Genomic DNA, 11,988 nt, shown 5'->3' on the forward strand with positions numbered 1-11,988 from the left:
GGCCCGCGAAACCCTGGCCATGATCGCGGACGCCGGCGGCGAAGGCGGGATCTTCAAGGCCGACGTCGCGTCCTGGGAAGAAGTGGACGCGATGTTCGGCGAGATCGAACAGGCCCGCGGCCCCGTCGACCTGCTGGTCACAAATGCCGGCATCGCGTCGTTCCAGGACGATGTCGACATGCCGGTCGAACTGTGGCGGCGGATCCTGTCGGTGAACCTGGACGGCACCTTCCACTGCGTCTGGCGGGCCAAGGCGGCGATGCTGGAGCGCGGCGACGGGCGGATTGTCTGCATCTCGTCGATCAACGGGATCTCGCCCTCGACGATCCGCCGCGACCGGCTGATCGCCTACGGCACTTCGAAATCGGCGGTGATCGGCTTCGCGCGCAACTGCGCCAGCGCCTTCGGTCCGACAATCCGGGTCAACGGTGTTGCGCCGGGCCTGATCGACACCGACATGACCGGGGACATGAGCGCGGAGGTCCGCCAGCGGATCGTCGACAGCACGCCGGCGGCCCGGACCGGCACGCCGGCGGACATCGCGGAACTGACCTATTTCCTGCTGAGCGACAAGGCCGGCTTCATCACCGGCCAGACCTATGTCGCATCCGGCGGCCTGGTCACACTGCCCTGACCGGGATTGTTGACGGAGAAACGGAATGGCATCGGCGGAAGAGCTTTCCACCACGCGCATCGGCTCGTTCAAGTACCTGGCCGCGACGGCAGAACCGTCGCTGTTCCGCAACGGCAAGGTGCTGACCCGGCGCAACCGGGAAGGCAGCGACAGCGAATGGGTCGGCGTGGACCTGGAACCGCACGACATGGCGGTGCATGACGCCCGGGCGCTGGCCGGCGCCGCGCGGCCGACGGTGGAACGCAACGGTTTCGAGCTGCTGACCCGCCCCCTGCCGCCGGGCGGCATCGACTTCCGCGACCATGCACAGGTGCTGCGCGACTACTACCCCCATTGCGAGGCGATCGTCCGCGAGGCGACGGGCGCCGCGATCGTGCGCGCCTTCGACCACAACCTGCGCTCCGCCGGCGGCAAGAAGGCGAAGGAACGCATCGCCGGCGGCCAGGAGGTGCAGGGCCCCGCCCATGTGGTGCATGGCGACTATACCCTGACCAGCGCGCCGCAGCGCCTGCGCGACCTGGCCAGGCCGCCGAAGGAGAACGACACCGTCCGCGGCGTCCTGGCGGAGGGCGAGACCCTGCTGGACGCCGACCGGGTGGAGCGGGCGATCGAGAGCGGCCGCTTCGCCATCATCAATGTCTGGCGCAACATCGCCGAGGAACCCGTGGCGACCAACCCGCTGGCCCTGTGCGATGCGGAGCGGGTCGACCCGGAAGACCTGGTGGTGTTCGAGATCCACTACAGCGACCGGATCGGCGAGAACTATTTCGCGAAGCCGTCAGCCCGGCACGGCTGGTACTTCTACCCGGCGATGACCGGCGACGAGGCGCTACTGATCAAGCAGTGGGATTCCAGCGGCCACCTGGCACGGACAAGGGGCGCGGAGCCGGACAGCGCGGCGCCGGGCGAACCCTGCACCTTCAGCTTCCACTCCGCCTTCCAGGATCCCGCGACCCCGCCGGACGCCCCCGACCGCCGCAGCATCGAGGTCCGCTGCGTCGTGCTGTACGACTGACGCCTCCGCACGCCGCAACTTCGGGCAGGTCGCCCGGACACCCAGCCGCCTGGATGTCGCTCTGCACTTGCAGCTTTCGGCCAAAATAGCCAATTTGGCCGAAGATCGATGCGCAGCAGGAGCAGGACGATGCGCAGAATGGCAGCGGGTGACGCAAAGAACCGGTTCGGGATGCTGCTCGACACCGCACAGCGGGAACCTGTGACCATCGAAAAGCATGGCCGTGCGGTCGCCGTCATGCTTTCGGCCGAAGACTATGACGCGCTGGAGGCGATGAAACTGGAGGCGCTCCGGGCCAAGGTGGAACGAGGTCTTGCCGATGCCGATGCGGGCCGGGTGACCGACGCCTCTACGGTCTTTGCCGAACTGGACGCCATGATCGACCGTGCGGAAGATTGAGTTCGCCGACGAGGCACGCGACGATCTCCGCAAAATCGCCGCCTATACAATCGAGTATTGGGGGAAGGCACAGGCGCGCAGATATCTTGACGGTCTGCGCGCAACCTGTGCGGAAATCGCGGCAATGCCGGGGCTTGGCAAGGACGTGTCATGGGCTGCAGCCGGGTTGCGCAGCTTCCCCTGCCAGAGCCGTGTCATCTACTACCGCCCGGAACCGCAACGCATCCTGGTCCTGGCGATCGTGCACCGGCGACAGGATCCGACCCGCCGGTTTCCGGCATGACCGACCAGGCCGCCGCGACACCTACCCCTCCAGGTGCAGCGCCCGCGCCAATGCCGCCAGTGTGGCGGAGATCTCCTGGGGTGCGCAGGCGGCGGCGACGAAGCGGTCGGGGCGAAGGATGACGACACCCTGGCCGGCATCGGCGAACCACTGCTTCAGGGCCATCGACGGATCGCCGACCAGGGTCGCGTCCGGCCCCACGGCCGCTTCCGCCGTGCCCAGCTCCACTTCCGAGCGCACCACCAGGATGGGCCCGTCCAGGCGCCGCCAGATGCCGCGCGCGGTGTCGTCCATATAGGCGGAGGGGTCCGCCGCCCAGGCGAGGATCGCGAAGCGCGGCCCGATCGCGTCGTCGAGCCGGATCTGGCTGCCGGCGGCCAGCTGCACCCGCGGCTGGATGAACATGCGGCCAACCGCCGGATGGCTGCCGGCGACCGCCGCGCCGTCCCGGTAGCGTGGCATCGGCTTGAAGCGCATCTGCAGCACATAGTCGCGCGCCGGCGGGATGCGTCTGAGGATGCCGAAGCCCAGGTCGCGCAAGGCCGCCAGGACGCGGCTGCGCGGCGCGAAGATCCGGCCGACGGTGGTGGAGAGGTTGATCATCGCGGCGGCATGGTCGCGACGCTCCGCCTCGTAGCTGTCCAGCAAAGCGGGGCCGCAGCCGCCCTTCAGGACCGCGACCAGCTTCCAGGCCAGGTTGGTCGCGTCCCGGATGCCGGTGTTGTAGCCCTGTCCCTGCCAGACCGGCATCAGGTGGGCCGCATCGCCGGCCAGCAGCACCCGGCCCGACCGGAAGCGCGCGGCCAGCCGGGCATTGTGGGTATAGACCCGGCTGCGGATCACCCGGGCCGCCGCCGGGTCGGGCAGCACACGCCCCAGGATCCGGTGCAGGCCCGCAGGCCCCGACAGCTCCGCCTCCGTCTCCCCCGGCATCACCATGAATTCCAGGCGGCGGATGCCGTGCGGCAGGCCGATGGAGACATAGGGCCGGGCCGGGTCGCAGTGCAGCACCGCGCTGGGCGCGCCGAGGGGGTCGTTGGCGATGTCGACGACCAGCCAGTGGGTGGCGTCGGTGATGCCGTCGAAGTCGATGCCCAGCGCCTTGCGGGTCGGGCTGCGGCCGCCATCGGCGCCGACCAGCCAGGCGGTCCGGAACGCGGCCTCCGTGCCGTCCGGGCCGCGCGCCACGACATCCACCCCGTCCCCGTCATCGGTAAAGCGCAGCACCTCATGGCCGAAACGGACCTCGACATTGTCGAACCGCGACAGGCCGTCCAGCAGCACCCGGTCGACCAGCGGCTGGATGAAGGCATTGCGGCGCGGCCAGCCGAAGGCCTCCGTCATCGGGCGGATCGAGGCGAAGGTGCGGCCCTTCGCCGTCCGGAACTCCATCCACTGGTGCGGGGTGGTATGCGGGACCACCCGCTCCGCCAGGCCGGCGGCCTGGAAGCTGCGCAGGCATTCGTCGTCCATGCCGACGCCGCGCGGATAGTCGATCAGCGCGGGCAGCGCCTCCAGCAGCAGGACCCGGATCCCGCTCGGCGCCACCAGATTGGCGATCGTCATGCCGACGGGCCCGGCGCCGATGATGATCAGGTCGTGGGTCCGCCCGGCCTCGTCCGGCATCGCTGTCGTATCCTCCCCTGCCGTTGTTCCGGGCAGGATCCGGCAGCCCATGTTCGCCGGCAATGCCGCGGCGACCGCTGTTCGACAGGCGAACAGCTATCCGGCCGGGCGCGGGCCGGCCAGGGCCGCCTCGATGCGCCGCACCGCCGCGGCCAGCGGCTCCAGGTAGCGGTCGGCGGCCTCGTCCGCGGTCATCGCGTTGCGGAAGTAGATGACGTTCACCGCCCCCGCCACCCGGCCCCCTGCCACCCGGTCCTGTGCCCGCACCGGCAGGGCGATCGCACCGATCCGGTCGTCGACCTCGCCCTGGGAGGCGGCATGGCCGCGCCGGCGCACCGCCTGCAGCAGGCGGTCCAGGCCGCGGCGGTCGGCGATGTCGCGCGCATCCTCGCCGCCCAGACGCGCGACGATACCCAGCATCGCCTCCCGCTCTGCCCGGCCGGCCGCCGCCAGGATGGCGCGGCCCAGGGCGGAGCGGACCAGCGGGCGGTGCTTGCCCACCACCTGGCGATAGACCGAGACCGGGCTCAGCCGGTGGGTGGAGACCTGGATCGTCACCGCGCCGCCGGTGAAGCTGGCGAAGTCGCTGGGCCAGAGGATCGCCGCGGTCAGGTCGCGCAGGATCGGCGCGACGATCTGGGCGACCGCCTCGTCGTCGCGCACGCCGTCAGCCAGCTGCGCCACCTTCGCTGTCAGGGCGACCGCGCCGTCATCCTCCCGACGGACAAGGTAACCGAGCTGCTCCAGCGTGTTCAGCAGGCGGTAGACGGAGGAGCGGTCGATGCCGGCATAGGCGGCGAGCGCACCGGGCCGGGTCCAGCCGAGCTCGCCCAGCGCCTCCAGCAGGTGCAGCCCGCGCGCCAGCGCGCGCACGTCCCTGTATGTCTCTTGCCCCGCCGGCACGGCGCCACCTCTGTTCAACCTGCGAACATGGTAGGGAGGGACCTTGCCGGGCGGCAATCCCTTTCGGCAGGCTGCGCCCCCGGATCAAGGACTGATCGCGCAGGGGAGGGCGGAACCATGATCGTCGGCGCCGTCTGCATGTCGCATTCCCCGCTGATGGACCGCGGCGGTGCCGATGCCGCCGTCGAGAACCGTTTCCGGTCCGCGGTGGCGCAGGCCGCGTCCTTCGCCGCGGCGGCGAAACCGGACCTCACGATCGTCTTCCACCCGGACCATCTGAACGGCTTCTTCTACGGCCTGCTGCCGGCCTTCTGCGTCGGCATCGCCGGCCGTTCGGTCGGCGACTACGGCACCGGCGCCGGGCCCCTCGACATCCCCGCGGAGGTCGCGGGCGACTGCGCGGCCGAGCTGCTGCGGCTGGGCATCGACACCGCCCTGTCCCATCGCATGACCGCCGATCACGGTGCGGTGCAACCGCTGGAGCTGCTGTCGGCAGGGCATCCGCCGGGACCGATGCTGCCGGTCTTCATCAACTGCGCCGCGCCGCCCCTGCCGGGCTTCCCGCGGGTGCGGGCGCTCGGCGCCGCAATCGGCGCCTGGGCGGCGGCCCGGCCGGAACGGGTGCTGATCGTCGGCTCCGGCGGCCTGTCGCACGACCCGCCGCTGCCGGCACTGGCCACGGCGCCGCCGGAACTGCGGGCACGCCTGGTCGAAGGCGGCGACCTCACCCCGGACCAGCGCGAAGCACGGCAGGAGCGGGTCTATGCGGAGGGCGAGCGGATGGCCGCCGGCAGCTCCGACCTGCTGCCGCCCGATCCCGGCTGGGACCGCATGCTGCTGGACGCCTTCCAGGACGGCGACCTGGCAGTGCTGGACGGCACCACCGATGCGGCGCTCGCCGCCACCGGCGGCCGCGGCGGGCATGAGGTGCGCTGCTGGATCGCCGCGCTCGCCGCGCTGGGCCCGGGCTATGCGGCGGAGACCCTGTTCTACGAGCCGGTCGACGCCTGGATCACCGGCATGGGCGTGCTGACGGCAAGACCCGCCTGACGGACGTCGCGACAAGGGAGGATACCGACATGGCCACCGCGGAACCGCGCCATCCGTCCGTCTGGGGCGACCTGACCGGGGTGGCGTTCAGCCAGGGCTTCCTGGATGCCGGCGGCATCCGCACCCGCTACCTGTCGGCGGGCTCCCCGGATCTGCCGCTGCTGATCCTGATCCACGGCACCGGCGGCCATGCGGAGGCCTATACCCGCAACCTCGCCGCCCATGGCCGGCATTTCTGGACCTTCGCCATCGACCTGGTCGGCCATGGCTGGAGCGACAAGCCGGCGATCGGCTACGAGATCGCCGACTATGCGGATCATGTGCTGAAGGTGATGGCGGCACTGGGCCGCGACCGCGCCCATATCTCCGGCGAATCCCTGGGCGGCTGGGTCGCCGGCCATCTGGCGATCCACCACCCGGACAAGGTCGACCGGCTGGTACTGAACACCGCCGGCGGCTGGACCGCCCATCCGGAGGTGATGAAACGGATCCGGCACCTGTCGATGGAGGCGGTGCAGGACCCCAGCCGGGAGCGGATCCGGTCGCGCCTGGAATTCCTGATGCACGACAAGACGAAGGTGCATGACGACCTGGTGGAGACCCGGCGCGCGATCTACGGCCAGCCCGGCTATCCCGAGGTGATGCGCCGCATCCTCTGCCTGCAGGAGATGGAGACCCGCCGCCGCAACATGTTCACCGACGAACAGACCCGCGGGATCACCGCGCCGACCATGGTGCTCTGGACCTCGCACGACCCGACCGCCACGCCGGAGGAGGGGCGCCGGATCGCGGAGCTGATCCCCGGCGCCCGCTTCGAGGTGATCAACGGCTGCGGCCACTGGCCCCAGTTCGAGGATGCGGACCGCTTCAACCAGCTGCAGCTGGACTTCCTGTTGGGCCGGTAGCGGCGGCGGGTTCGGCGGCGGGGCGACACGGTCTATGCTCCGCCACGCGCCCCCCGCCACCCGCACCGGAGCCGCCACCGTGACCGACGACATCCTCCGCCGCCAGCTCGCGCCCACCGGCACCCTGCGCGCGGGCATCAACCTGTCCAACTTCCTGTTGGTGACCGGCCGCAGCCCCGACGGCGCGCCGCAAGGTGTGGCGCCGGACATGGCGGCGGCGGTGGCGGCGCGGCTGGAGGTGCCGGTCGCCTATGTCACCTTCGACAGCCCCGGCCAGCTGGCCGACGCGGCCGCCGACGATGTCTGGGATATCGGCCTGATCGGCGCCGAGCCGCAGCGGGCGGAACGGATCGCCTTCACGACGGCCTATGCGGAGATAGAGGCGACCTTCCTGGTGCCGGACGGCTCCCCGATCACGGCGATCGAACAGGTCGACCGCCCCGGCATCCGCATCGCCGTGACCGGCCGTGCCGCCTACGGGCTCTGGCTGGAGCGCAACATCGCCCGTGCGGAGCTGGTGCGCACCGACAGCCTGGATTCCGCCTACGAGACCTTCGTGGCGCAGCGCCTGGACGTGCTGGCCGGCCTGCGCTCCCGCCTGCTGAAGGACCGCGACCTGCTGCCCGGTTCCCGCATCCTGGACGGCCATTTCGCCACCGTGCAGCAGGCGATCGGCACCCACCGCCGGAATGCGGAGGCCGCCGCCTTCCTGCAGACCCTGGTGGAGGAGCTGAAGGCCGGCGGCCAGGTCGCGGCGCTGATCGAACGCCACGGCGTCGGCGCCGGCCTGTCGGTGGCGCCGCCGGCCGGCGGCTGAGACGCCGCGGCTCAGCCCAGCGCGGTGAAGAAGCGGCCGATCCGGTCGATGATCAGGTCCTTGTCATTGTCCAGGGTGGCGACATGGTAGGACTCGTCGAGCAGCAGCAGCTGCCGCTCGCCCGAACCCAGGGCCGCCAGGATCGTGTGGGCATTGGCTTCCGGCACCACATGGTCCTCCCGCGCCTGGATCACCAGCGCGGGCGCGGTGATCCGGGGCAGCAGGTCGCGGGTCGCGGCCATCAGCACGAAGAGCTGCTGCAGGCAGGCGGTCGGCACTTCCGGATAGGCCAGTTCCTCCACCCCCGCCGCCTTGATGTCGGAGCCGACGCCGGGAATGCGGGCCGGCATGTCCGGCATGCAGAGCAGCTCCGCCATGCCGCCGTCGAAGACGCCGATGGCGCCGTTGATCGGGGCGATGCCGGAGATCCGGTCGGCGAAGCGGGCGCCCAGGTTCAGGGTCAGGGTGCCGCCCATCGACAGGCCGGCGACGAAGACCTTGCGTTTCGTCTCCAGCAGGCCGTGCAGCCCTTCCTCGGCAGAGGCCAGCCAGTCGCGATAGCCGGTGGTCTCCATGTCCGCGGGGCTGGTGCCATGGCCCTTCAGCCGCGGTCCGCAGACGGTGAACCCGAAACGGACGTGCAGCCCCTCGCCCACCAGCCGCATGCTCTGCGTCGTGCCGGTGAAGCCGTGCAGCAGCAGGATGCCGCGATCGTCGCCTTCCAGCATGAACGGCTCGGCGCCCTTCAGTATCTCCGTCATTTCCAGATCCCCCGATTGCGGTTGCGTGCGGTATAGGCGATCGCGGCCAGCGCCACGATCGCGCCCTGCATCATCAGCTTGCCGGGTTCGCCCAGGCCGAAGCTGGTCAGCAGGTTGAACAGGAAGGTGAGCATGAAGGCGGCGATGGCCGGGCCCACCACGCCGCCACGGCCGGCGCCGAAGGTGACGCCGCCCAGGATCACCGCCGCCAGCGAGTTCAGCGCCAGGTCGCGGCCGATATCGATGCTGCCGACGCCGACGAAGCCAACCAGCAGGAAGGCGCTGAACACGGCGAAGGTCGCGGACAGGATATGGACGGTGAAGATCACCTGCACCACGGGAATGCCGGAGGTCCAGGCGGCGCGCGGATTGGCGCCGATCGCGTCGACATGGCGGCCGAACACCGACAGCCGCAGGAACAGGGCCAGCGGCACCAGCAGGGCCAGCCAGACAAAGGGCGCCACAGGCACGATGCCGATCCGCGCCTGGCCGACCAGGCGCAGCAGGTCCGGCGCATCGCCCGGCGCACGGAACTGGCTGAAGGCGATCACGATACCGCCCAGCACCATCGCCATCGCCAGGGTGACGATCACCGAGGAGGCGCGCAGCCAGGTGATGAAGATCGCGTTCACCGCGCCCACCGCGACCCCGACGCCCAGGCAGAGCAGGATCAGCAGCCAGTCCGGCAGCGGCAGCATGCCGGCCGTCAGGATGTAGCTGACGACCATCGCGACGCCGCCGAAGGACAGGTCCAGCGACAGCACCCGCATGCACAGCGACTGGCCCAGCACCGCGATCCCCAGCGGCGCCGCCTGGCGCAGGATCAGCAGCAGCAGGAAGGGCGACAGCAGGGCCGGCCGCGCAATATAGGCGCAGAGCAGCAGCAGCAGGGTGCCGCCATAGGCCACCGGCAGGGTCAGCGCCGCGCCCTGCAGCGCCCGCAGACGGTCGGCGATCGTCGTCCGCCCCACGGCGGCACTGTCGGGTCCGCTCATCGCGCGACCGTCACACGCCGATGAAGCGGCGGCGCTGCAGGCTGATCGCCAGCAGCAGCAGCACGCCCGTCGTGGCCGCGCGGATGAAGGGCGAGATGCCAACCAGGTTCATGCCGTTGGTCATCAGGCCCAGGGTCAGGACGCCGAACACAACCCCGGTCACGCTGCCGATGCCGCCGGCCAGCTGCACCCCGCCGAGCGCGATCGCCGTCACCGATTCCAGGGCGAAGGGCATGCCCATGGTCGGGTCGCCGGTGGCGACCCGGGCGCTGAGGAACATGCCCGCCAGCACGGCGAACAGGGAACAGATCACATAGCAGGCGATCTGCGGTGCCACGACGGCAATGCCGTTCAGGGCCGCGCTTTCCGCGTTCGCGCCCAGCGCAAAGATGCGCAGGCCGAAGCGGGTGCGGTGCAGCAGCAGGGCCATGCCGGCGACGACTGCGAGACACCAGAAGAAGGCGCCGGGCAGGCCGGCCAGGTCGAAGCGGACCACCGCCTCCAGCCAGTCGGGGACGTCGCCGCCCGGCACCGGGCTGACCAGCAGCGCCAGGCCCTGCAGGAAGGTCATCATCGCCAGGGTCATCACCAGCGGATGAACGCCGAAGACCGCCACCCCGATGCCGTTCGCCAGGCCGACGGCGAGGCCGGCCAGCAATGCCAGAGGCACCGCCAGGCCGGGGTCGACACCGACCAGGATCGCGCTGGTCAGGCTGAGCATCGAGCCGACCGACAGGTCCACGCCGGCCGACAGCGCGACCAGGAGCTGGCCGAGCGAGACGATCAGCAGCGCCGTGATCTGGCTGTTCACGTTGGCCAGGTTGGCGAAGCCCAGGAATTCCGGCGCGCCGATCGACAGGGCGACGAAGAACAGCAGCGGCAGGGCGAAGGTGACCAGGCCGAGGCCGGTGCGGGCGCGCCGGGCCGCCAGTCCGGGAAGCAGGTTCGGAACGAAACCGCCGCTCATGCCGCCGCACTCCCGGCTGTCGCGGTGCCGGCAATGGCATGGCGCATGACGCTCTCCTCGCTTGCGGATGCGGCCTCCAGCTCGGCCACGATGGCGCCCCCGCGCACCACCAGGATGCGGTCGCAGAGGCCAAGATGTTCGGTCAGTTCGCTGGATGTGATCAGGACCGCGCCGCCCCTCGCGGCGAAGTCCCGCAGCAGGGCATAGATCTCCGACTTCGCGCCGACATCGACGCCGCGGGTCGGTTCCTCCACCAGCAGCACGTCGATGCCGGCAGCCAGCCAGCGGCCGATCATCACCTTCTGCTGGTTGCCACCCGACAGGGTGCCGACTGCCTGCCGGTGATCGCGGGCGCGCACCCGCATCGCCGCCATCAGCTCGGCGATGCGGCCCTGGTCGACCCGCGCCCGCGCCCAGGGCCGCCGGTTGCGCAGCAGGCCCAGCGCGATGTTCTGCGCGATCGACAGGGTCAGGTAGAGCCCCTCGGTCTTGCGCTCCTCCGGCACGAAGCCGATGCCGGCGCGGCTGGTCGCGACGACCGAATGGCCAAGCTGATGGACGACCCCGTCGCGGTGCAGCGCCACCCGGCCGGAGGACGGCGCCTCCAGCCCGGCCATGGCGCGCACGATATCGCGCTGGCCCTGCCCTTCCAGCCCGGCCAGGCCGAGGATCTCGCCCCGCATCAGGGCGAAGCCGACCGCCGGCATGCCATCGCGTGCCACCAGCCCCTCGACCTGCAGCGCCGGAAGCGGCGCGGCCGGTGCGGCCGGCCGCGGCGGATAGAGCTGTCCCAGCGCCCGCCCGACCATCAGCGCGACCAGCCGGTCATGGTCCAGGGTCGCGGTGGGTGCCGTGGCGACATGCTCGCCATCCTTCAGCACGGTGACCGTGTCGCAGAAGCGGAAGATCTCATCCAGGCGGTGGCTGATGTAGAAGACCAGCCGGCCGCGTGCCTTCAGCTCGCCGATCAGCGCCTCCAGCTTGGCGATCTCCGGCGCGTTCAGGGCCGCTGTCGGCTCGTCGAAGATGAAGACCCGGGCATCCGCCGTGATGCCCTTGGCGATCTCGACCATCTGCTGCTCCGCAACCGACAGCGCGCCGCACAGGGTGTCGACGTCGAGGGTCATGCCCAGCCGGTCCAGCGCCTGCCGCGCCGCGCGGCGCATCGCCCGGCGATCCAGCAGGCCGCCACGGCGCGGCTCCCGCCCCAGAAAGATGTTCTCCGCCACCGACAGGTTCGGCAGCAGGGTGAGTTCCTGGAAAACGGTGGAGATCCCCGCCCGCAGCGCGTCGCCGGGACCGGCGAAGGCGATCCGCCCGCCGTCCAGCAGGATCTCGCCCTCGTCCGGCCGGTGCACGCCGGCCAGCAGCTTCATCAGGGTGGACTTGCCGGCACCGTTCTCGCCGGTCACCGCATGCACGGACCCGGCAGCACCCGACAGGGAGACAGCGGAGAGGGCGGCGGTGGAGCCAAACCGCTTGGTGACCTCGCGGAAGGTGATGACTGCCCGAGGGGCTGACGGGAGATGCGGCGGGGGAACGGATGGCGGGGGCGCACCGGCTGCCGCCGCCGGGGCCGAAGCTCCGGGGGCGGCGTCGCCGGGGCGCCCCGCGTCCGGGGACGCGGGGTCGC

Annotated in this window: 13 protein-coding genes; 7 read left to right on the forward strand and 6 right to left on the reverse strand. The window is 71.0% G+C overall.

Translation table 11 applies throughout. From position 1 onward, the window contains the following. From ACFOGJ_RS10725 to ACFOGJ_RS10740, 4 genes are all read left to right on the forward strand, one after another. The coding region (locus tag ACFOGJ_RS10725; RefSeq protein ID WP_379900107.1) for an SDR family NAD(P)-dependent oxidoreductase at positions 1–634 on the forward strand (634 nt) is incomplete at its 5' end. A gap of 25 nt (positions 635–659) precedes the next feature. Continuing rightward, a complete protein-coding gene (locus ACFOGJ_RS10730; protein WP_379900110.1) occupies positions 660–1,649 on the forward strand; it encodes a CmcJ/NvfI family oxidoreductase in 990 nt (329 codons plus the stop codon). A 138-nt stretch (positions 1,650–1,787) separates the two neighbouring features. Next, positions 1,788–2,048 carry a type II toxin-antitoxin system prevent-host-death family antitoxin gene (locus ACFOGJ_RS10735; RefSeq protein ID WP_379900112.1) on the forward strand — a complete coding sequence of 87 codons (261 nt, stop codon included), beginning with the start codon at positions 1,788–1,790 and terminating at the stop codon, positions 2,046–2,048. Further along, entirely contained in the window at positions 2,035–2,331 is a 297-nt protein-coding gene (locus tag ACFOGJ_RS10740) for a type II toxin-antitoxin system RelE/ParE family toxin (RefSeq protein WP_379900114.1), read from the forward strand. The genes ACFOGJ_RS10735 and ACFOGJ_RS10740 overlap by 14 nt, the downstream gene beginning before the upstream one ends. 21 nt (positions 2,332–2,352) lie before the next feature. On the opposite strand, the gene ACFOGJ_RS10745 is transcribed toward ACFOGJ_RS10740, so the two are convergent. Further along, positions 2,353–3,957, reverse strand: coding sequence for a bifunctional 3-(3-hydroxy-phenyl)propionate/3-hydroxycinnamic acid hydroxylase (locus ACFOGJ_RS10745; RefSeq protein WP_379900116.1), 1,605 nt, complete (start codon positions 3,955–3,957; stop codon positions 2,353–2,355). Between the two features lie 96 nt (positions 3,958–4,053). Then, on the reverse strand, positions 4,054–4,830 hold the full coding sequence (locus ACFOGJ_RS10750; protein WP_379900118.1) for an IclR family transcriptional regulator domain-containing protein: 777 nt from the start codon (positions 4,828–4,830) through the stop codon (positions 4,054–4,056). A gap of 147 nt (positions 4,831–4,977) precedes the next feature. Here ACFOGJ_RS10750 and ACFOGJ_RS10755 point away from each other — a divergent pair, with 147 nt between their 5' ends. From ACFOGJ_RS10755 to ACFOGJ_RS10765, 3 genes are all read left to right on the forward strand, one after another. After that, positions 4,978–5,910 carry a 3-carboxyethylcatechol 2,3-dioxygenase gene (locus ACFOGJ_RS10755; RefSeq protein ID WP_379900120.1) on the forward strand — a complete coding sequence of 311 codons (933 nt, stop codon included), beginning with the start codon at positions 4,978–4,980 and terminating at the stop codon, positions 5,908–5,910. Positions 5,911–5,939: 29 nt separating this feature from the next. Continuing rightward, positions 5,940–6,815 (forward strand): alpha/beta fold hydrolase, encoded by an 876-nt coding sequence (locus ACFOGJ_RS10760; protein ID WP_379900122.1) that lies wholly within the window; start codon positions 5,940–5,942, stop codon positions 6,813–6,815. A 79-nt stretch (positions 6,816–6,894) separates the two neighbouring features. Beyond that, positions 6,895–7,632, forward strand: a complete 738-nt coding sequence (locus ACFOGJ_RS10765; protein ID WP_379900124.1) for a transporter substrate-binding domain-containing protein — start codon at positions 6,895–6,897, stop codon at positions 7,630–7,632. 11 nt (positions 7,633–7,643) lie between these two features. Here ACFOGJ_RS10765 and ACFOGJ_RS10770 read toward each other — a convergent pair whose 3' ends face one another. Genes ACFOGJ_RS10770 through ACFOGJ_RS10785 form a run of 4 tightly spaced genes read right to left on the reverse strand, consistent with a single transcriptional unit; the run spans position 7,644 to position 11,857 of the window. Continuing rightward, positions 7,644–8,393 carry an alpha/beta hydrolase gene (locus ACFOGJ_RS10770; protein ID WP_379900126.1) on the reverse strand — a complete coding sequence of 250 codons (750 nt, stop codon included), beginning with the start codon at positions 8,391–8,393 and terminating at the stop codon, positions 7,644–7,646. Continuing rightward, entirely contained in the window at positions 8,390–9,388 is a 999-nt protein-coding gene (locus tag ACFOGJ_RS10775; protein WP_379900128.1) for an ABC transporter permease, read from the reverse strand. Before ACFOGJ_RS10775 ends, ACFOGJ_RS10770 begins: the two co-directional genes overlap by 4 nt. A 10-nt stretch (positions 9,389–9,398) precedes the next feature. Further along, entirely contained in the window at positions 9,399–10,355 is a 957-nt protein-coding gene (locus ACFOGJ_RS10780) for an ABC transporter permease (RefSeq protein WP_379900129.1), read from the reverse strand. After that, a complete protein-coding gene (locus ACFOGJ_RS10785; protein WP_379900458.1) occupies positions 10,352–11,857 on the reverse strand; it encodes a sugar ABC transporter ATP-binding protein in 1,506 nt (501 codons plus the stop codon). The genes ACFOGJ_RS10780 and ACFOGJ_RS10785 overlap by 4 nt, the downstream gene beginning before the upstream one ends. Positions 11,858–11,988 lie beyond the last annotated feature (131 nt).

The organism is Marinibaculum pumilum (assembly GCF_042646425.1).
Taxonomy (GTDB): Bacteria; Pseudomonadota; Alphaproteobacteria; order Ferrovibrionales; family Ferrovibrionaceae; genus Marinibaculum; species Marinibaculum pumilum.